Origin of the sequence: Oryzisolibacter propanilivorax (genome assembly GCF_900103645.1) — a bacterium.
In the GTDB taxonomy this organism is placed as follows: domain Bacteria; phylum Pseudomonadota; class Gammaproteobacteria; order Burkholderiales; family Burkholderiaceae_C; genus Melaminivora; species Melaminivora propanilivorax.
On record NZ_FNHP01000002.1, the window covers coordinates 300,301 to 319,791 of the forward strand.

General features: G+C 71.6%; 21 protein-coding genes. 17 read left to right on the forward strand and 4 right to left on the reverse strand.

The annotated features are described in order from the left end of the window. Positions 1-272: 272 nt before the first annotated feature. Both BLQ61_RS04100 and BLQ61_RS04105 read left to right on the forward strand, forming a co-directional pair. Positions 273-1,571: an SAVED domain-containing protein gene (locus tag BLQ61_RS04100; protein ID WP_091566971.1), complete on the forward strand. Its 1,299-nt coding sequence runs from the start codon at positions 273-275 to the stop codon at positions 1,569-1,571. Next, complete coding sequence (locus BLQ61_RS04105; protein ID WP_245703827.1) at positions 1,564-2,922, forward strand: nucleotide-binding domain-containing protein; 1,359 nt, start codon at positions 1,564-1,566, stop codon at positions 2,920-2,922. Before BLQ61_RS04100 ends, BLQ61_RS04105 begins: the two co-directional genes overlap by 8 nt. A 179-nt stretch (positions 2,923-3,101) precedes the next feature. Here BLQ61_RS04105 and BLQ61_RS17770 read toward each other — a convergent pair whose 3' ends face one another. From BLQ61_RS17770 to BLQ61_RS04120, 4 genes are all read right to left on the reverse strand, one after another. Next, complete coding sequence (locus BLQ61_RS17770; protein WP_425415599.1) at positions 3,102-3,467, reverse strand: LysR substrate-binding domain-containing protein; 366 nt, start codon at positions 3,465-3,467, stop codon at positions 3,102-3,104. Further along, positions 3,455-3,811 (reverse strand): LysR substrate-binding domain-containing protein, encoded by a 357-nt coding sequence (locus tag BLQ61_RS17775; RefSeq protein ID WP_425415600.1) that lies wholly within the window; start codon positions 3,809-3,811, stop codon positions 3,455-3,457. Before BLQ61_RS17775 ends, BLQ61_RS17770 begins: the two co-directional genes overlap by 13 nt. A 176-nt stretch (positions 3,812-3,987) precedes the next feature. Next, positions 3,988-5,724, reverse strand: a complete 1,737-nt coding sequence (locus tag BLQ61_RS04115) for a methyl-accepting chemotaxis protein (RefSeq protein WP_091566973.1) — start codon at positions 5,722-5,724, stop codon at positions 3,988-3,990. A gap of 242 nt (positions 5,725-5,966) precedes the next feature. Beyond that, on the reverse strand, positions 5,967-6,674 hold the full coding sequence (locus BLQ61_RS04120) for a phosphatase PAP2 family protein (protein ID WP_217629371.1): 708 nt from the start codon (positions 6,672-6,674) through the stop codon (positions 5,967-5,969). A 145-nt stretch (positions 6,675-6,819) separates the two neighbouring features. Between BLQ61_RS04120 and BLQ61_RS04125 the strand changes: the two genes are divergently transcribed. Genes BLQ61_RS04125 through BLQ61_RS04190 form a run of 15 tightly spaced genes read left to right on the forward strand, consistent with a single transcriptional unit; the run spans position 6,820 to position 19,460 of the window. Beyond that, complete coding sequence (locus BLQ61_RS04125) at positions 6,820-7,065, forward strand: acyl carrier protein (RefSeq protein WP_091566975.1); 246 nt, start codon at positions 6,820-6,822, stop codon at positions 7,063-7,065. Further along, the gene (locus tag BLQ61_RS04130) at positions 7,065-8,321 is read left to right on the forward strand and encodes a beta-ketoacyl-[acyl-carrier-protein] synthase family protein (protein WP_217629372.1); all 1,257 of its coding nucleotides are present in this window, start codon (positions 7,065-7,067) and stop codon (positions 8,319-8,321) included. Before BLQ61_RS04125 ends, BLQ61_RS04130 begins: the two co-directional genes overlap by 1 nt. A 50-nt stretch (positions 8,322-8,371) precedes the next feature. Continuing rightward, positions 8,372-8,635 carry a phosphopantetheine-binding protein gene (locus BLQ61_RS04135; protein WP_091566979.1) on the forward strand — a complete coding sequence of 88 codons (264 nt, stop codon included), beginning with the start codon at positions 8,372-8,374 and terminating at the stop codon, positions 8,633-8,635. Further along, positions 8,632-9,309 carry a COG4648 family protein gene (locus tag BLQ61_RS04140; RefSeq protein WP_091566981.1) on the forward strand — a complete coding sequence of 226 codons (678 nt, stop codon included), beginning with the start codon at positions 8,632-8,634 and terminating at the stop codon, positions 9,307-9,309. Before BLQ61_RS04135 ends, BLQ61_RS04140 begins: the two co-directional genes overlap by 4 nt. Beyond that, positions 9,306-10,670 carry an AMP-binding protein gene (locus tag BLQ61_RS04145; RefSeq protein WP_245703829.1) on the forward strand — a complete coding sequence of 455 codons (1,365 nt, stop codon included), beginning with the start codon at positions 9,306-9,308 and terminating at the stop codon, positions 10,668-10,670. Before BLQ61_RS04140 ends, BLQ61_RS04145 begins: the two co-directional genes overlap by 4 nt. Next, positions 10,660-10,959, forward strand: coding sequence for an ApeI family dehydratase (locus BLQ61_RS17525; RefSeq protein ID WP_245703830.1), 300 nt, complete (start codon positions 10,660-10,662; stop codon positions 10,957-10,959). Before BLQ61_RS04145 ends, BLQ61_RS17525 begins: the two co-directional genes overlap by 11 nt. Continuing rightward, positions 10,956-11,867: a lysophospholipid acyltransferase family protein gene (locus BLQ61_RS04150; protein ID WP_091566983.1), complete on the forward strand. Its 912-nt coding sequence runs from the start codon at positions 10,956-10,958 to the stop codon at positions 11,865-11,867. Before BLQ61_RS17525 ends, BLQ61_RS04150 begins: the two co-directional genes overlap by 4 nt. Next, a complete protein-coding gene (locus BLQ61_RS04155; protein WP_091566985.1) occupies positions 11,864-12,451 on the forward strand; it encodes a LolA-related protein in 588 nt (195 codons plus the stop codon). The genes BLQ61_RS04150 and BLQ61_RS04155 overlap by 4 nt, the downstream gene beginning before the upstream one ends. Then, on the forward strand, positions 12,448-14,793 hold the full coding sequence (locus BLQ61_RS04160) for an MMPL family transporter (RefSeq protein ID WP_091566987.1): 2,346 nt from the start codon (positions 12,448-12,450) through the stop codon (positions 14,791-14,793). Before BLQ61_RS04155 ends, BLQ61_RS04160 begins: the two co-directional genes overlap by 4 nt. Further along, positions 14,790-15,431: a hypothetical protein gene (locus BLQ61_RS04165; protein WP_091566989.1), complete on the forward strand. Its 642-nt coding sequence runs from the start codon at positions 14,790-14,792 to the stop codon at positions 15,429-15,431. Before BLQ61_RS04160 ends, BLQ61_RS04165 begins: the two co-directional genes overlap by 4 nt. Position 15,432: 1 nt before the next feature. Then, positions 15,433-16,233 carry a polysaccharide deacetylase family protein gene (locus tag BLQ61_RS04170; protein WP_175488209.1) on the forward strand — a complete coding sequence of 267 codons (801 nt, stop codon included), beginning with the start codon at positions 15,433-15,435 and terminating at the stop codon, positions 16,231-16,233. Then, positions 16,230-17,030: a class I SAM-dependent methyltransferase gene (locus BLQ61_RS04175; protein ID WP_091566993.1), complete on the forward strand. Its 801-nt coding sequence runs from the start codon at positions 16,230-16,232 to the stop codon at positions 17,028-17,030. The genes BLQ61_RS04170 and BLQ61_RS04175 overlap by 4 nt, the downstream gene beginning before the upstream one ends. Continuing rightward, entirely contained in the window at positions 17,018-18,211 is a 1,194-nt protein-coding gene (locus tag BLQ61_RS04180; RefSeq protein WP_091566995.1) for a beta-ketoacyl-[acyl-carrier-protein] synthase family protein, read from the forward strand. The genes BLQ61_RS04175 and BLQ61_RS04180 overlap by 13 nt, the downstream gene beginning before the upstream one ends. Further along, positions 18,208-19,029, forward strand: a complete 822-nt coding sequence (locus BLQ61_RS04185) for a beta-ketoacyl synthase chain length factor (protein ID WP_091566997.1) — start codon at positions 18,208-18,210, stop codon at positions 19,027-19,029. The genes BLQ61_RS04180 and BLQ61_RS04185 overlap by 4 nt, the downstream gene beginning before the upstream one ends. Continuing rightward, the gene (locus BLQ61_RS04190; protein WP_091566999.1) at positions 19,017-19,460 is read left to right on the forward strand and encodes a hotdog family protein; all 444 of its coding nucleotides are present in this window, start codon (positions 19,017-19,019) and stop codon (positions 19,458-19,460) included. The genes BLQ61_RS04185 and BLQ61_RS04190 overlap by 13 nt, the downstream gene beginning before the upstream one ends. Positions 19,461-19,491 lie beyond the last annotated feature (31 nt).

The window sequence follows — 19,491 nt, forward strand, 5'->3', positions numbered from 1 at the left end:
CATTCGCCCCACCCACGACTAGTTCGTGCGGTCGGCACGTATCGGATGAGCTGGTGACGTTGGAGATGCCACGGGTCATGACGGCTACTCGAAGGTCTTCTGCCATGGATTGTGAGTGAATACAAGCCACTCATTTTCTTCACGACGGCTATTCACGAGCCAAACACTACCTGTAGCGCTTGATGCTATCAAATACACTATATATAGTGTCTGCACGAGCGTAGTCTTAACAAAGCGGCTGTCAAGCCCGCCTCCGCTCCCGACCCCCACAAATGACCTTTTCCTCTTATCACCTCCCCGCCCCGGCCGACTGGCAGGCGTTCGAGCGCTTCACCCGAGACCTGTTCAGTGCTGTCTGGGATGACCCACGTGCGCAGGCCAATGGTCGTGCCGGGCAGGCGCAGGCGGGCGTCGACGTGTTCGGGACGAGTTCGCGCACTGGCGGACTCGAGGGCGTCCAGTGCAAGGGCAAGGACGCACGCTACGGCAATGTGGTGACCGTGGACGAGCTGCAGGCAGAGGTGAAGAAGGCGTTGACCTTCAAGCCGGCGCTGACGCACTACTACTTGGTCACCAGCGGCGAGACAGACGTGAGGGTGCAGGAGGAGGCGCGGCGCATCAGCGATGCGAACAAACAGGTGGGACTGTTCGGGGTCGACGTTTACAGCTGGGACCAACTGCTGGCACTCCTCCAGGACCATCGCCGGGTGGCGCGCAAGCATTACAGGGCGCTGCAGGTCGCGCTGTCCGAAATGGACGCTCCGGCCGAGCTCATCGCCATCTGCCACCAGTCGTTCCAGAACGGGAACGCGCAGTTTCACACCGTCGATGCGGTCACCGCTGCCGAAGGTTTCTACCCGGTGCAGATGGACGCCTCGATGCACTACGAGGCCGGCGTGCTGGACGCGCAGGCCGCAATTGCCGGCCAGCGCAACTTGTTCCGCGACATCACCGCTCAGCTGCGCGCTCATCCGGACGCCACGGTGGCGTACTTCGGCATCGCGCACATCCCGTTGACCATGCATGCCGGCGCCGCGGCCTCCACCAAGCAAGCCATCCGGCTTTACGAGTTGGACGGCCCCTCCGGCCAGTGGGAGCCACTGCTGGACGAGTCTGGCCCCGACCTAGACGTGGAGTTGGTGGACATGGGCGGCCCGGTCGGCGGTGAGCACGCGGTTATCCAGGTCGAGGCCAGCGCTCGGGTGGCCAAGACTGACATCGACCAGACCATCACCAAACCGTATCGGCACATCGTCATCCGCGTCGCGGAACCGAAGCGCGGAGTCATCACCCATCACGACCAGGCCCGCGCGGTGGCCAATGCCTTCCGCGAAGCCGTTGACCGCATCCACAACGAGAACCCAGCGACGACGATGCACGTTTTCGCCGCAACGCCCGTCTCGGTCTCCTTCCGGCTCGGGCAGATGGTCAGCCAGACCATGCACCGCTCGGTGCTGGCCTACAACTACTCGCAACGAAGCACCCCGCCCTACCACTGGGCGGTCGATTTGGTTGCCGCGGACGGTGCTCCGGGTCAACTGTGGATTTCCGAAGGACAGCCCCGTGTTTGATGCATCCAACGAACTGAAGACCTACTACGAGAACCACCTCCGGCTCGGCACGCAGCTGCGCAACGACCTGGCCGGCTACCGTGACCTGAACCTGCAGCGCATCACTGACGGCCTGAAGCTGCTGGGTGAAAAGAACAGCGTCACGTACAGGACCTGGGCCGACTACAAGAACCAGGGCAGCTACGCTATGCACACCCTGAATCAGTGCGAACACACCGACTACGACATCGACGTGGCGATCATCTTTGAGAAGGACGACCTACCAGCGAACGCCGCGGACGCGCGCATTCGCATCCGGGATGCCCTTCAGGAAAAGACGAAGGGCACCAACTTCAGCAAGGACCCGGACGCCCGGAAGAACGCCGTCACGGTCTGGTATTCCGATGGGTACCACATCGACTTCGCGGTTTACCGTCGTCGCACCGACTGGCTGGGCAAGACGGTTATCGAGCACGCCGGCGGCGATGAGTGGACCGAGCGTGACCCGATGGCGTACACCAACTGGTTCACTGGTCAGGTCGACTCCAAGAGCCCGCCGACTATGCTGCAAAGCGCGCTCGGCATGACGGTCACCTTGCCCAAGGGGCAGCTGCGGCGCATCGTTCGCTTTGTGAAGGCGTTCGCGCGCTCTCGGTCTGCATGGGCACTGCCCGGAGGCATCACCATCACCACCCTCGTGTGCGAGGTATACAAGCAGCACGCCACGCGCGACGACGTGGCCTTGGTGGACACCCTCCAGGCCTTACTAGCGCGCCTGAAGGGTTCGGTACAGGTCGAGAACCCAGTCCAGCCCGGCGTGTACTTCACCTCCTCAGACCGGCGGCGCCGCGAGGTAGAACGCCTGCGCGACGAGCTCGAAGCCAAGCTGCCAAGCCTGGACGTGCTCTACCAGGCCGACTGCACGCGCAAGCAGGCCATGGGCGCCTGGGATGCCATCTTCTGGCACGACTATTGGTCTGACGTCAAGAAGGAGGCCGCGTGCTCGGCGCTGGGCTCGACTGGCCTTGCCATCGAATGCTGGCTGTCCAAGAAAAGTCAGGGGCCAGTTTACAAGCAGCACAAGAGCGATTCGACCGCCCTGCCCAAGGGAGTCCACCTGCGATTCACTGCGGTTCCGGACGGTGTTGCACCGCCCTATGACGTGCGATGGGCGGTGCGCAACGAAGGCCACGAGGCCAAGGAAGATCGGGCGCTAGAGCACGACACTATGAAGAGCGTGAATGAGCCGTACTGGACCTCCACCGCCTACAAGGGGCGTCACAAGATGATTTGCGAGGTCATCAAGGACGGCATAACCGTTCGCCGTGGCGAGCACCTCGTGCGAATTGGCCCCGGGCGCCGGTTCTTCTAGCCAGGGCTGCGCCAGAACCACTCTACGATTTTGGCGCGCTTGTCCCACTGAATCGCCCCGGGATTGAACTGACCCCCAGAAGTTGGACAAACTTCAAGGGGTTTCCATGAGGAAGTACGAAACGGAGTTCAAGCTGCGCCATGCGCCATGCGTCAGAAACCGAAGCTGTCTCTCTTTCCTTAACGCGCCACCCCCTCACTCACTACCCCATCCCCCGCCAAATGCTCCCCGACCACCTCCGCCAACCAATTCATCACCGCCTGCACCCTTCGCGGTAGGTTGCGCCGGTTCGCATACATCAGCGTCAGCGGCATCGACGGTGCCGCGCACTGTGGCAGCACCTCCACGATCTCGCCGCGCGCCAGCAGATCCACCACGCCCAAACGCGGCACCTGAATGATGCCCAGCCCGGCCAGACAACTGGCCAAGTAGGCCTCGGCGTTGTTCACGGTGATGCTGCCCTGTATGGGCGTCGCCACCAGCGTGCCGTCCACTACGGCCTCGAAGCCGGTGGAGCGGGCGCCCAGCGTGTTCACGAAGTGCACAGCCGGTGCTGCGCCAGATCGCCCAGTGACTGCCGCGTGCCGTACTGGCGCAGGTAGGCAGGGCTGGCGCAGTTGACCAGGCGCGCGTCGCCCAGCGGGCGGGCGATGAGGCTGGTGTCCACCATTGCGCCGGTGCGCAGCACGCAGTCGAAGCCCTCGCGCACCACGTCCGCGCGGCGTTCGGTGCTGCTCAGTTCCAGTTCCAGCCCGGGGTGGCGGGCCAACAGCTCGGGCAGGCGCGGCACGACCACGTTGCGCGCCATGCCGGTGGACATGTCGAGGCGTATCCGGCCCTGCAGGCCCGCGCCACCGGCGTGCTGGAACACGGACTGCAGTTCTTTCACGTGCCCAGCGCGTTGAGGCGTTGGGCAGATGTTGATATGAGCCGACGGCTGTTTTCAAGCAAAATCGGCTGCTAGCCCTTGTGGATCAAGGGCCTGCAGCTATCAATAGAGTAGCTTTGGCAGCCCCAACAGCCGCGCGTGGCCGACGTGCAGCGGCGCTCAGGGCAAGTTCACGATCAGAACGACTCCCAGTCGTCGTCGTTGCGCCGCGCGCTGGCGGCGGCTGGGGCGCTGGTAGGCGACAGCAGCGGCCGCGCGGCGGACGCAACCGGCGCCTTGGGCGCCGGGGCGGGGCGCGGGGCGGTGGCCGGTTGCCGGCGTGGCGCGGCCGGCATGGTGGCCGCCATCGCCGCAGCGGCGGCGGGCGCCTGGCCGCCCTCGATGCGGAACACACTCACGGCTGCGGCCAGCTGCCCGGCCTGCGCCTTCAGGGCGCCAGTGGCGGCAGCGGCTTCCTCCACCAGCGCGGCGTTCTGCTGGGTGACCTGGTCCATCTGCGTGACGGCCTGGTGCACCTGGTCGATGCCGCTGCTCTGCTCCTGGCTGGCGGCGGTGATCTCGGCCACCAGGTCGCTCACGCGCTGCACGTTGCTCACGATGGTCTGCATGGTGCGCCCGGCCTCGTCCACCTGCTGGGTGCCCGCGCCCACCTGCGCCACCGAGTCGTCGATCAGCGTCTTGATGTCCTTGGCCGCGGCGGCCGAGCGCTGCGCCAGCTGGCGCACCTCGGCGGCCACCACGGCGAAGCCGCGGCCCTGTTCGCCGGCGCGCGCCGCCTCCACCGCAGCGTTCAGCGCCAGGATGTTGGTCTGAAAAGCGATGGAATCGATCACGCCGATGATGTCGGCCATGCGCCGGCTGGCGTCGTGGATGGCGCCCATGGTCTGCACCACGCCGGCCACCACCTGCCCGCCCTGGGCGGCGGTCTGCGCGGCGCTGGCGGCCAGCTGGTTGGCCTGGCGCGCGTTGTCGGCGTTCTGGCGCACGGTGCCGGTCAGCTGCTCCATCGACGCGGCGGTCTGCTGCAGCGAACTGGCCTGCTCCTCGGTGCGCGCCGACAGGTCCTGGTTGCCGGCGTCGATCTGACTGGAGGCGGTGGCGATGCCCTCGGCGCCGGTGCGCACCTGGGCGACGACGCGCGTCAGGCTGGCGTTCATGTCGTGCAGCGCCTGCAGCAGCTGGCCGGTCTCGTCGCTGCCGTGCACCTGCACCTGCGTCGTCAGGTCGTTGGCGGCGACGGCCCGCGCCACCTGCACGGCCTGCGCCAGCGGCCGGGTGATGCCGCGCGTCAGGCGCCAGGCACACAGCGCGCCGGCGGCCAGGGCCAGCAGGCCCAGCGCCAGCAGCCACCAGCGGCTCTCTTCATAGGTCGCCTGGATGCCCTGGGCGGTGGCATCGATGCGCGCGCGCTGCAGGTCCAGCAGGCGCTGGATCTGGTCGATGTAGGCGGCGGTGGCGGGCTGCACGGTCTGCTCCAGCAGACGCTCGGCCTCGTCGGTGCGGCCCTCGGCCTTGGCCTGGACGGCCTGGTCGCGCGCGTTCAGGTATTGGGTGCGCGCCTGCTGGATGTCGCTCCACAGCGCTTTTTCCTCCGGGCTGTCCAGCAGTGCCTCGATGCGCTTTTGCAGTTCGGCCGCCTTGCTCGTGGTCATGGCGGTGTCGGCCTTGAAGAACTCCACCAGCGACGGGTCGGAGCTTTTCACGATGGCGCTGGTGCGCCGCGCGGCGGCCGACACGTAGCGGAACCAGTCGCTGATCATGCGTTCCATGGCCAGAGGTTGCTGGGTCATCTGGGCGCTGGCCTGGGCGACGGTCTGCAGGCGCCATACGCCAAAGCCGCTGATGCAGGCCATCAGCAGCAGGACAAGGGCGAAGCCGGCGGCCAGGCGGGTGCCGATGGAGAGGTTTTTCATGGGGCGAGTCGGGGCGGGAAAGCGCCACGCAGAAAGGGCGCGGCAGGCCGGCAGCGCTGCCGGGCGGTGTTGCCAGGCGCGGGTGCAACAAGGCCGCCCGGCGAAGCAAAAAGTTACAAAGAAGGGATTCTACCGACGTATTCGGGAAAACCCTAGTCCCTGGGAAATCCTGTGGCTGCCCCGGGCCTATGGCGCCCGCTGGCCTGAACCGGGCAGCTGGGCCTCGGCCAGGTGGCTTTACTTCATGCGGCTTTCAGCGCCAGCGCCGGTGCTCTCAGCGCCGACTGCGCCCGGTGCAGCGACAGCCAGGCGCAACCCGCGCCCAGCAACGCCCCGGCCAGCGCATCCAGCGCCACGTGCTGCAGCGTGGCGAGCGTGGACCAGGCGATGGCCAGGCACAGTGCATGGTTGGTCCACACCAGCGCCCGCGGCGCCTGCATGGCCTGCAGCAGGCGGTGCAGCCAGCAGGCGGTGAACACGGCCGACGCCACGTGCAGCGACGGGCAGGCATTGCCCGAGGCATCGATGCCTTTGAGAAACGCCAGATAGGGGTAGACGGCCCAGTCGATGGCCGCATCGGGCACCTGCGTGGGAAAGGCCCAGAAGATCAGCAGGCTCACGGCACACAGCAGCGTGACCCAGACCGTGTAGCGCAGCAGCCCGCGGAAGTTGCCGATCAGCGCCGGCGGCAGGGACACGTAGACCCACAGGAAGGCGTACACCGCGAACGCCTGCGGCGTGAACGGCACCCAGCGGTCCAGCCAGATCTCGGGCATCACCCACGGCGCGCGGGACGGGTGGCGCAGCACGAAAAAATACGCCTGGAAGAACAGCACCATGAACGCGGTCGTGCCCGCTGCCTTCACGGGCCACAGGTAGGTCAGACGCTGCGCCAGCTGCCCCTGCCAGGCGGCGGGCCGCGTGGCGGCAGGCGAAGAGACGTGTCGCATGGGTCCCCGAAAAGGTGGGCGCCGATCATATCGGCTGCCCGCGGGCGTGCACCGGCAGCCACGGGCCGGCCGATACAATGAAACCTTCCGTTGCCGGTGCCGGGCAACACGCATTTCATCGTTGTCCTAGCCTGCTGCGCGAACCATGGATTCCCTCGAGTTGATACGAAACTTCCTCAGTGAACGTCTGGGCGTGGAGCCCGAGCGCGTGCGCGAGGACGCCGTGCTGGCCGACCTGGGCGTGGACTCGCTCATGGTGGCCGAGCTGATGTTCGAGGCCGAAGACCGCCTGAACATCGACATCAACAACGACGAGCCGGTGCCGGTGACGGTCGGCGACATGCGCGCCATCATCGAGCGCGTGCTGGCCGCGAGCAACGCGGAGGGCTGATGCGCCGCCGCGTGGCGGTCACCGGGCTGGGGCTGGTCAGCCCCTACGGCGGTGACCTGGACGACTTCTTCGAGCGCCTGCTCGGCGGCGAATCGGCCGTGCGTCATCTGGTCACGGACGACGTGCCGCGACCGCTGTCGATGCCGTTCGTGCGCTGCGCCGGCTTCGACGCCGGCGCCGCGCTGGGCCGGCCGCTGGCGTCGATGATGGAGCGCTTTTCCCAGCTCGGCGTGGCCGCCGCGTTCGGCGCCTGGGCCGATGCGGGACTGCAGCGCCCGGTGGCCGACGGCGAGGACCGCAGCGACTGGGGCTGCATCTGGGGCACCGGCATCGGCGGGGTGTCCGTCCTTGAGCGCGGCTACCGCGACCTGTGGCTGAACGGGCGCGACCGGCTGTCGCCGCTGTCGGTGGTCATGGGCATGCACAACGCCGTCAACGCCCACCTCTCCATGCAGCTGGCCCTGGGCGGCATCAGCACCAGCCACACCGCGGCCTGCGCGTCGTCGGCCATCGCCATCGGCGAGGCCTTCCGGCGCATCCGCGCGGGCGACGCGCAGGTCGTGGTGGCGGGCGGCTCGGACGCCACGCAGACCTACGGCGTGGGCCGCGCCTGGGAGGCCATGCGCGTCATCGCCCAGGGCGAGGGTGAAGCGGCCATCTCCGCCTGCCGACCGTTCGCCCAGGACCGCACCGGCCTGGTGCTGGGCGAGGGCGCGGCCGCGCTGGTGCTGGAGGACTGGGAGCATGCGCAGGCGCGCGGCGCGCGCATCCATGCCGAGCTGGTGGGCTACGGCGCCACCTGCGACCACAGCCACCTGGTGCGCCCCGATGCGCGCGGCCAGGCGCGCGCGCTGCGCGCCGCATTGCACGAGGGTGGCCTGCAACCCGAAGAGGTGGGCTACGTGAACGCCCATGGCACCGCCACGCCCGAGGGCGATCCGATCGAGGTGCAGGCGCTGCGCGACGTGTTCGGCGCGCACGCGCCGCGGCTGGCCGTGAGCGCCACCAAGTCCATGCACGGCCACCTGCTGGGCGCTGCCGGCGCCATCGAGGCGCTGGCCACGGTGCTGGCCGTGGCGCGCCAGGCGCTGCCGCCCACCGCGCACCTGGCCGGGCGCATCGACCCGGCCTGCGTCGGCGTCGACCATGTCACCCAGGGCCGGCGCGGAGTGCCGCTGCGCGCGGCCCTGTCCAATTCCTTCGCCTTTGGCGGCAGCAATGCCGTGCTGGCGTTCCGCACGGCCAACTCCGCCTGACATCTTCCACTGCGGGGCGCGGCCCTGCCTTTTTCTTTCACGTTCCCACCATGTCGACAGAACAGCTCATGCCCGAGGTCGCGGCCCTCATCGTCGAGGCCCTGAACCTGCCGGTGCAGCCCCAGGACATCCCGCCCGACGATCCGCTGTACGGCGACGGCCTGGGGCTGGACTCGATCGACCTGCTGGAGATCGCGCTGGTGGTGTCCAAGCGCTACGGCTTCCAGCTCAAGTCCGACGACGAGAACAACCGTCAGATCTTTGCCTCGCTGCGCGCCCTGACGGCGCACATCGCCAGCCACCGCACCGTATGAGCCTGCAGCGCCCGTCCGCCGCCTTCTGGCGCGGCGCGCTGGGCGCGCTGCTGGGCGTGGCCTGGGCGGTGTCGGCGCACCTGGCCAGCGCCGGCATCGGGCCGCTGGACCTGCGCGTGGCGGTGGCCTTCGTGCCACTGGCGCTGGCACTGGTGCTGCTGGCCTGGCAGTCGCCGCGCCGCGGCCCGGCCACGGCCTGCGCGCTGCTGCTGGCCGGTGCCTGTGCGCTGCTCGGCTGGCCCTGGCTGCGCGGGCACTTCACCTGGCTGTTCTGCCTGCAGCACCTGGGCATGCACCTGGCGCTGGCGGCGTGGTTCGGCGGCTCGCTGCTGCCCGGCCGCGAGCCGGCCGTCACCGCCATGGCGCGCCTGATCCACGCGCAGCCGCTGGACGCGGCCACGCTGCGCTACACGCGCGGCGTGACCTGGCTGTGGACGCTGTTCTTCCTCGCCAACGGCGCGCTGTCGCTGCTGCTGTTCGCCTGGGCGCCGGTGGAGGTCTGGTCGCTGCACGCCAACGTGCTCACCGGGCCGCTGGTGGCGGTCGTATTCTTGGCCGAGCTGCTGGTGCGCCGCCGCGTGCTGCCGGCCCAGCAGCGCCCGCCGCTGCGCGAGATGATCCGCAGCTGGCGTCTGCACAGTGCCGGCGGCCCCGATGATGCTTCCCGACCATGAGTGAACCTGTGCTGCCCTTGGTCAGCGGCCACGCGCTGCAGGGCACCCTGGCCTGGACACCGCGCGGTCCGGTCAGCGTGGCGCGCTACTGCGCCGACGTGCAGGCGCTGGCGCGCTGGCTGCCCGCCGGCCGCTGGGTCATCAATCTGGTCGAGGACCGCTATCACTGCGCGGTGCTGCTGGGCGCCTGCGCGGTGAGCGGGCGCGTCAGCCTGCAGCCGTCGTCGCAGTCGCACGCGGTGCTGCGCCAGCTGGCCGGCGCCTACCCCGGCTGCCACGCGCTGCTGGACGCCGCACCCGCGCAGCCGCTGCCGGTGCCGACGCTGCAGATGCCGCCGCTGGCGGCCGGCGCAGCGCCGGCCATACCTCAGGTGCCGCGGGACGCCACCGTAGCGGTGCTGTTCACCTCCGGCTCGACCGGCCAGCCCACGCCGCACGCCAAGACCTGGGGGCGGCTGATGGCCAATGGCCGCAGCGAGGCGCGCAGCCTCGGGCTGGATGGCTGCCCGCACACGCTGGTCGGCACCGTGCCGGCGCAGCACAGCTACGGGTTCGAATCGACGCTGCTGCTGGCGCTGCACGGCGGCTGCGCGTTCTGGAGCGGCAAACCGTTCTACCCGCAGGACCTGGCCGATGCGCTGGACGCGGTGCCGCGTCCGCGCTTGGTGGTGACGACGCCGTTCCACCTGGCGCACATCCTGGCCTCGCACGTGCGGCTGCCCGCCGTCGATCGGTGGCTGTCGGCGACGGCCCCGCTGGACGCAGCACTGGCCGCACAGGTCGAGCAGGACAGCAGCGCGCCGGTGCACGAGATCTACGGCTCGACCGAATCCGCCCAGCTGGCCACGCGCCGCACGGTGCAGGGTGCCGAATGGACGCTGATGCCGGGCGTGCAGCTGGAGCAGCAGGGCGACACCACCTGGGCGCACGGCGTGCACGTGGAAGGCCGGGTGCAGCTGTCGGACGTGCTGGCCGTGCAGCCGGACGGGCGCTTCACGCTGCTCGGCCGGCACGCCGACATGGTCAACCTGGCAGGCAGGCGCACCTCGCTGGCCTACCTGAATGAAATGCTGCGCGGCATCGACGGCGTGCAGGACGGCGCGTTCTTCCTGCCGCACGATGACGCGCTGCGCCAGGTGGGTCGGTTGGCGGCCTTCGTCGTCGCGCCGGACGTGCCGGCAGCGTCGCTGCAGGCCGCGCTGCGCGAGCGCATCGACCCGGTGTTCCTGCCGCGCCCGCTGGTACAGGTGCCGGCACTGGCGCGCAACGCCACCGGCAAGCTGCTGCGCGCAACGCTGGAGCAACTGTATCGGGACTGGGCGGCGGCATCCTTTCCGCGGGAGGGCGGCGATGCAGCGTGAGTGGACCGTGCCGCCCGAGCATCCGGCGTTCGCCGGGCATTTCCCCGGCCGGCCGATCGTGCCCGGCGTGGTGCTGCTGGACCGCGCGCTGCTGCTGGCCGCCCAGGCGCAGCCAGCCGCCGCGTGGAGCATCGTGCAGGCCAAGTTCCTGCACCCAGTGGGCCCGGGCGAGACGCTAGCGTTCACGCTGACCGCCAGCGGCGCGAATCTGTGGGCGCTGCGCGTGGAAAGCGCCGGCCGGCCAGTGGCCTCGGGCCTGCTGCGCCAACTGTCGCAGGACACGCCATGACGCGGCAAGCACCCTCCGCGCCCGCCTGGACACAGCGCCGGGAGCGCAGCCACCCCTGGCTGCTGCGCCTGATGGTCTGGATCTCGCTGACCGCCGGGCGGCCCCTGGGCCGGCTGGTGCTGCGCGGCATCGCCAGCTACTTCGTGCTGTTCGCACCGGCGGCGCGGCGCGCCAGCCGTGCTTTCCTCACGCGCGTACTGGACCGCCCGGCGCGGCTGCGCGACGTGTACCGCCATGTGCTGTGGTTCGCCTCGACCATCCACGACCGGGTGTTCCTGTTGCGCGGCGACGGCCGGCCGCTGCAGGTGGAGATTGTCGGCGCCGAGGTGTTGCACGACGCCCTGGCAGCCGGGCGCGGCGCGCTGCTGATGGGGGCGCACTTCGGCAGCTTCGAGGTGCTGCGCGCCGCCGGCCGCCAGCGTGCCGGGCTGCGCGTGGGCATGGTCATGTACGAGGACAACGCGCGCAAGGTCAACGACACGCTGCGCGCCATCAACCCTGAGGCCATGCAGGACATCATCCCGCTGGGCCGGGCGGACTCGATGCTGGCGGTGCGCGACCGGCTGGACGAGGGCTGGCTGGTCGGGCTGCTGGCGGACCGCTCGATCGGCGGCGACGCCGGCGTGCCGGTGTCCTTCCTGGGCAGCGAGGCGCGCTTTCCCACCGGCCCGTGGCGCCTGGCGATGATGCTGCGCCGCCCGGTGTTCCTCATGGCCGGGCTGTACCTGGGCGGCAACCGCTACCAGCTGCGCTTCGAGCGGCTGGTGGATTTCTCCAGCGTGCCGCCGGGCCAGCGCCAGGCGGCCATCGACGGCGCTGCGCGCACCTATGCCAGCGCGCTGGAGCGCCTAGTGCGCGAGTCGCCCTGGAACTGGTTCAACTTCTTCGACTTCTGGGAGCCGCGATGAGCATCCTGACCACCGCCCTGCGCGCCGGGGCCGCCCTGGCGCTGGCCGGCGCCTGCCTGGCCGCCCAGGCCGCCGCCGCGTTCGATCTGGACCAGCTGATGGCAGCACTGGCGCAGTACCCCGGCGGGCGCGCGCGCTTCGTCGAGACGCGCACGCTGGCGCTGCTGGACCGCCCGGTGCGCGCCAGCGGCGAGCTGCGCTACACCCCGCCCGACCGGCTGGAAAAGCACACCCTGCAGCCGCGCGAGGAAACCCTGGTGCTGGACGGCGACCTGCTCACCGTGGAGCGCGACCAGCGCCGCCTGCGCGTGAACATCGCCAGCCGCCCGGAGGCGCGCGCCTTCGTCGAGAGCATCCGCAGCACCCTGGCGGGCAACCGCCAGGCGCTGGAGCAGCACTACCGGCTGCAGCTGGGCGGCACGCTGGCCGCCTGGACGCTGGCGCTGGAGCCGCGCGACGCCGCCGTGCAGGCGCTGGTCAGCCGCATCACCGTCACCGGCCAGGGCGGAGAGGTGCGGCGCATCGAGTACGCGCAGGCCGACGGCGACCGCTCGCAGCTGGACATCGAACCGCTCGCGCCATGAGGCTCACGCCCGCCCGCATCCTGCTGCTGTGGCTGCTGGCCCTGCTGGCCGGCGCCGCCGTGATCGCGCGCGGGCGCTTCGTGGCCGACATGTCGTTCTTCCTGCCATCGAATCCCAGCGCCGAGCAGCGCATGCTGGTGGCGCAGATGAGCGAGGGCAGCGTCTCGCGCCTGCTGATGCTGGGCATCGAAGGCGGCGACGCGGCACGGCGCGCGCAGGCCTCGCGCGCGCTGCGCCAGGCACTGGCGGACGGCGGGCAGTTCGTCTCGGTGCAGAACGGCGAGCTGGACGCGCTGCAGGCCGAGCGCGACTTCCTGCTGCGCTGGCGCTACCACCTGAGCCCGGCGGTCACCCCCGCGCGCTTCACCGAGGCCGGCCTGCGCGCGGCGGTGGAGGGCGCCATCGACGTCGTCACCTCGCCCGTGGGCGCGCTGTTCAAGCCCTACCTGCTGCAGGACCCGACGGGCGAGCTGCTGCAGGTGCTCGAGCAGATGCACGCCGGCGGCCAGCCGCCGCTGCAGGGCGGCGTGTGGGCCGCACCGGACGGCAGCCGCGCGCTGCTGCTGGTGCAGACGCGCGCCGCCGGCTCCGACACCGATGGACAAGAGCGCGCCATCGAAGCCGTGCGCGCGGCCTTCGCGCCGCTGGCGGGCGAGGGTGCGGATGCGCTGCGGCTGGTGCTGTCCGGGCCCGGGCAGTTCGCGGTGCAGTCGCGCGAGCAGGTGCGCAGCGAGATCTCGCGCACCTCGGCGCTGGGCATGCTCGGCATCACGCTGGTGCTGGCCTGGGTGTACCGCTCGGCGCGCACGCTGGCGCTGTCGCTGCTGCCGGTGGTGACCGGCGCCGTCGCCGGCGTGGTGGTGGTGGGCCTGGTGCACGGCAGCGTGCACGGCATCACCGTGGGCTTCGGCGCGGCGCTGATCGGCGAGGCGGTGGACTACGCCATCTATTTCTGCATCCAGTCGGGCCGGCACGGCCTGCAGGCCTGGCGCCAGCAGTTCTGGCCCACCATCCGGCTGGGGGTGCTGACGTCGGTGGCGGGCTTCGGGGCGCTGCTGCTGGCGGGCTTTCCCGGGCTGGCGCAGCTGGGGCTGTATGCGCTGTCGGGCGTGGCCACGGCGGCGCTGGTCACGCGCTTCGTGCTGCCGGCGCTGGTCGGCACGCGCGGCGTGCAGGTACCGCCGCCGGGGCCGCTGTCGCGCGCCTCGCAGCGTGCGCTGGGCCATGCGCGCGTGCTGCGCTGGCCGCTGCTGGCGCTGGCGCTGCTGGCGGCCGGCTACCTGGCCGCGCAGCGCGGCCAGCTGTGGAGCACCAACCTGTCGGCGCTGTCCATGGTCAGTGCCGAGGACGGGCTGGCGGACGCGCGCCTGCGCGCCGACCTGGGCGCGCCCGACGCGCGCTACCTGGTGCTGGTGCACGGCGCCGACCAGCAGCAGGCGCTCGAGCGCGCCGAGGACGCCGGCGCCCGCTTGCAAGTGCTGGTGGAGGAGGGCGTGTTGGGCGGCTTCGACAGCCCGGCGCGCTTTTTGCCCAGCCAGCGCACGCAGCGCGCGCGCCTGGCCGCCCTGCCCGCGCGGAATGTGCTGGAAGAGCGCCTGCAGCGCGCGCTGTCGGACGCGCCGCTGTCGCCGCAGCGCCTGGCGCCGTTCGTCGACGCCGTGGAGGCGGCACGCACCGCGCCGCTGCTGACGCGCGCCGACCTGGAAGGCACGGCGCTGGCGCTGGCGGTGGACGCCTTGCTGTCCCCCGGTGAAGAGGGCTGGAACGTGGTGCTGCCGCTGCACCCCGCAGGCGCCGCCGACGAGGCCGAGGTGCCTGTGGCCACGCTGGCCCGCGCGCTGCAGGGCAGCGGCGCGGTGGTGGTCGACCTGAAGGGCGAGTTCGAGCGCATGTATGACAGCTATCTGCGCCAGGCCGTGTGGCTGTCGCTGGCCGGCGTGGCGGCCATCGCGCTGCTGCTGGCGGCGTCGCTGCGCAGCGTGCCGCGCCTGGCGCGTGTGCTGCTGACGCTGGCGGTGACGGTGCTGCTGGTGCTGGCCGGGCTGCACCTGGCCGGCGTGCGCCCGCACCTGCTGCACCTGGTGGGGCTGCTGCTGGTGGTGGCGGTGGGCTCCAACTACGCGCTGTTCTTCGACCGCGTGCGCGCCGACGGCGCGCTGGCGGCCGACACCTGGCTGTCCATGTCAGTGGCGGTGCTGACCACCGCCATCGGCTTCGGCGTGCTGGCGCTGTCGCGCGTGCCAGTGCTACAGGCGCTGGGCGTGGCGGTGGCGCCGGGCGTGCTGCTGGCGATGCTGGTGTCGGCGGCGCTGATCCTGCCGGCGCGCGAGGCGGCCGCGTGACCGCCCTGCAGTCGTTCGTGCAGGCCGGCGCGCGCCGCGCACTGGTGCTGCTGCCGGGGGCGCAGATGCACCCGCCGCACATCGTGCAGGCCGGCCTGCCCGCAGCGCTGGCGGCCAGCGGCGTGCCGCTGGACCTGCACCTGCCCGACCTGCACCTGGATCCGACGGCAAGCCGCGACGCGGTGCACGAGCTGCTCGAGCAGGTGCTGGCGCCGCTGCGCCCGCGCTACGCCGCGCTGTGGCTGGGCGGCATCTCGCTGGGCGGGCTGCTGGCGCTGCGCTGCGCCCAACGCGCCCCCGACGGGCTGCGCGGCCTGTGCCTGCTGGCGCCGTACCCAGGCAGCCGCCTGACCACCAACGCCATCGAGCGCGCCGGCGGGCCGCAGGCCTGGCAGGCGACGCCAGCGCAGGCGCAGGACGTGGAATTCCAGCTCTGGCAGGACGCGCGCGCCGGCCGTCCCGACCTGCCCGCCTTCATCGGCTGGGGCCAGGGCGACCGCTTCGCCGCCAGCATGGCCGCGCTGGCGGCGTGCCTGCCGCGCGCGCACGCCGCCCAGGCGCCGCATGGCCATGACTGGAACGCCTGGTTGCCGCTGTGGCGCGACTTCCTGGCCTGGCTGCCCAAGGGAGAACGCTGACGTGGCCCGCCGCTGGACGCCCTCGCCCTTCCTGTCCGTCTCGGGGGCGCTGCACGGCGCCGCCGCGCTGGGCGTGGCGCTGCAGCCGGCGCTGTGGCCCTGGGCCGGCGGCGCGTTGCTGGCCAACCACGCGCTGATCACCGGCGCCGGGCTGCTGCCGCGCTCGCGCTGGCTGGGCCCCAACCTGACGCGCCTGCCGCCCGCGCCGGGCGCCGGGCGCATCGCCCTGACCATCGACGACGGGCCGGACCCCGAGGTCACGCCGCACGTGCTGGACGCGCTGGACGCGCTCGGCTTGGTGGCCACCTTCTTCGTGATCGGCCACAGGGTGCAGCGCCACCCGCAGCTGTGCCGCGCCATCGCCGCGCGCGGCCATGGCGTGGAGAACCACGGCCACAGCCACTCGCACGCGCTGTCGCTGTTCGGCCCGGCGCGCTTGCACGCCGACATCGCCCGCGCCCAGGCCGTGATCGCAGATGCCTGCGGCCAGGCGCCACGCTTTTTCCGTCCCACGGCCGGACTGCGCAATCCGTTTCTCGAACCCGTGCTGGCACGCCTGGACCTGCACCTGGCCAGCTGGACGCGGCGCGGCTACGACACGCGCGAGGCCGACGCCGCGCGCGTGCACCGGCGCCTGACCCGCGCCCTGGGCGACGGCGACATCCTGCTGCTGCACGACGGCCATGCCGCCCGCACCGCGGACGGCACGCCGGTGCTGCTGGCCGTGCTGCCGCTGCTGGCGCAGGCGCTGCAGCGCCGCCGGCTGAGCACTACCACCCTTGCTGCCGCCCCGCCCACATGAGCTCTTCTTCCGCCTCCCCGCCTCCCGGCCTGCTGGACGCTGCCAGCGCGCGCTTTCGCCGTGCCGACCGCTTCGCCTACCACTACGCGCGCGGCAAGCTCGGCGGCGATGCCGTGTTCGCCGAACTGCTGCGCCAGGACCTGCTGCCGGCCACGCCGCGCCTGCTGGACCTGGGCTGCGGCCAGGGCAGCCTGTTCGCCTGGCTGCTGGCGGCGGCCGAGCTGCACGCCGCGGGCCGCTGGCCGGCCGACTGGCCGGCGCCACCACGCCCGGCGCAGCTGCGCGGCATCGAGCTGATGCCGCGCGACGTGCAGCGCGCGGCGCAGGCGTTCGGGCCGCAGCACCCGGTGGTGCGCGTCAAGCAGGGCGACATGACCACGGCCGATTTCGGCCGCTGCGACGTGGTCACCATCCTGGATGCGCTGCACTACTTCGACCACGCGCGCCAGCGCCAGGTGCTCACGCGCATCCGCGACGCGCTGGTGCCCGGTGGGCGCTTCATCACGCGCGTGGGCGACGCCGCCAGCGGGCTGCCGTTCAGGCTGTCCAACTGGGTCGATCACGCCGTCACCTTCGGACGCGGCCACCGCCTGCCGCGGCTGTACTGCCGCAGCGTGGCCGAGTGGCGCGCGCTGCTGCAGGACGTCGGCTTCGACGTGCGCCCGCAGGCCATGAGCGGGCGCCTGCCGTTCGCCAACGTGCTGCTGATATGCGACGTGCGCGCCGTGCCGCAGCCCGCGGCGGCAGGCCCTAAGATCGGCGCCTTGCCCACCGACGCCGTCCCGTGCAGCCCCTGACCCTCACCGACTACACACTGGCCACCTGCCTGGGGCGCGGGCTGCAGGCGCACGCGCAGGCCTTGCGCGACGGGCGCAGCGGCCTCAAGCCCTGCGACTTCGAGACGGTGCGGCTGCCGACCTGGATCGCCGAGGTCGCGGGCGTGGAAGACACCGCGCTGGCGCCGCCGCTGGCGGAATTCGACTGCCGCAACAACCGCCTGGCGCTGTTGGCGCTGCAGACCGACGGCTTCGAGGACGCGGCGCGCGCCGCCGTGCGCCGCCATGGCGCGCAGCGCGTGGGCGTGTTCATTGGCACCAGCACCTCGGGCATCCTGGAGACCGAGCTGGCCTACCGCCGGCGCGATCCCACCACCGGCGCGCTGCCGGCCGCGTTGCACTACCACGGCTCGCACAACCCGTTTTCCGTCGCCGACTTCGTGCGCCGACAGCTCGGCATCGAAGGGCCGGCGATGACGATTTCCACCGCCTGCTCGTCCAGCGCCAAGGTGTTCGCCGCGGCGGCGCGGCAGCTCGCGCTGGGCCTGATCGACGCGGCCGTGGTCGGCGGCGTGGACAGCCTGTGCCTGACGACGCTGTACGGCTTCTCGTCGCTGCAGCTGACTTCCGCACAGCCGGCGCGGCCCTACGACGCCCAGCGCGACGGCATCTCGGTGGGCGAGGGCGCGGCATTCGCGCTGCTGCAGCGGCCAGATGAAGCCGCGAGCAGCGTGCAGGTGCAACTGCTGGGCTGCGGCGAATCGAGCGACGCGCACCACATGTCGGCGCCGCACCCGCAGGGCCTGGGGGCGCGCCTGGCGATGGAGGCCGCGCTGCGCTCGGCCGGCCTGACCGCCAGCGCCATCGACTACCTCAACCTGCACGGCACGGCCACGCCGGCCAACGACGCGGCCGAAGGCCTGGCCGTGGCGGCCGTGTTCGGGCGCGGCGTGCCCTGCAGCTCGACCAAGGGCGCCACCGGCCACACGCTGGGCGCGGCCGGCGCCGTCGAGGCGCTGCTGGGCGCGCTGGCGCTGCGCGGCGGCTGGATCCCGGGCAGCCCTGGCACGCGCACGCTCGACGATTCCATCGACATCGACTACCGGCTGCAGGGCAGCGCGGCGCCGCTGCGCACGGTGCTGAGCAACTCGTTCGGCTTCGGCGGCAGCAACTGCGCGCTGGTGCTGGGGCTGCGGCCATGAGCGGCACACCGCGCACGCTCGACCTCTGGCTGGACGGCATCGGCCTGATCGCCCCCGGCATGCCCGACTGGCCCGCCGCCGCCGCGGTGCTGGCCGGCCGGGCCGACTGGGTGCCGGCGCCTTCGGTGCTGCCCGCGCCTGCGCTGCTGCCGCCGGCCGAGCGCCGGCGCGCCAGCCGCGTGATCCGCCTGGCGCTGGCGCTGGGCGAACAGGCCGCCACGCACGCCGGCGCCGACGTGGCGCAGCTGGCCACGGTGTTCACCGCCTCCGGCGCCGACGGGCACAACTGCCATGCGCTGTGCGAGCAGCTGGCAGGCGACGACCGGCAGGTCTCGCCGACGCGCTTTCACAACTCGGTGCACAACGCCGCCGCCGGCTACTGGGGCATCGCCGCGCGCAGCATGCAGCCGTGCCAGGTGCTGTGCGCGCACGACGGCAGCTTCGGCGCCGGGCTGCTGGATGCCACCGCGCAGGTGGCGGCGGACGGCGTGCGCGTGCTGCTGATCGCCTACGACAGCGAATACCCCGAGCCGCTGCACGCCAAGCGGCCGTTTCCCGATGCCGCCGGCATGGCCTGGCTGCTGTCGCCTGCGCGCAGCGCCGCGTCGCTGGCACAGCTGCAGCTGCTGCACGGCGCGGCGCAGGCCGCGCCCACGGCGCTGGCCGATGCGCGACTGGACACTTTGCGCACGCAGTACCCGGCGCTGCGCGGCCTGCCCGCGCTGCAGCGGCTGGCGCGCGGCGCTGCCGGCACGGTGGTGGTGGACTACCTGCCGGGCCAGGCCCTGGCGCTGCAGGTGCAGCCATGCCCGAGCTGAACCACGCCTGGATCGCCGCGCACATTCCGCATCGGGGCGCGATGTGCCTGCTCGCATGCGTGCAACGCTGGGACGCGCAGGAAATTCTCTGCGCCGCGACCAGCCACCGCGCGACCGACAACCCGCTGCGCGCCGAAGGCCGCCTGGGCATTGCCGCCGGCATCGAGTACGCGGCGCAGGCCATGGCGGTGCACGGCGTGCTGCTGGCGGGCGGCGGCACGCCGCTGGGCGTGGGCTACCTGACCAGCGTGCGCGACGTGCAGCTGCATGCCACGCGCCTGGATGACCGCGCCGGCGCGCTGCAGGTGCGCGCCGAGCGCCTGTCGGGTGACGAGCGCCTGATCCTGTACCGCTTCGACGTGCGCGCCGAGGACGGCACGCCGCTGCTGGACGGCCGCGCCTCGGTGGTGCTGGACGCGGCGGCGCTGTGATGGCCTCCGGGTCCGTTTTCTCTTCTGCCTG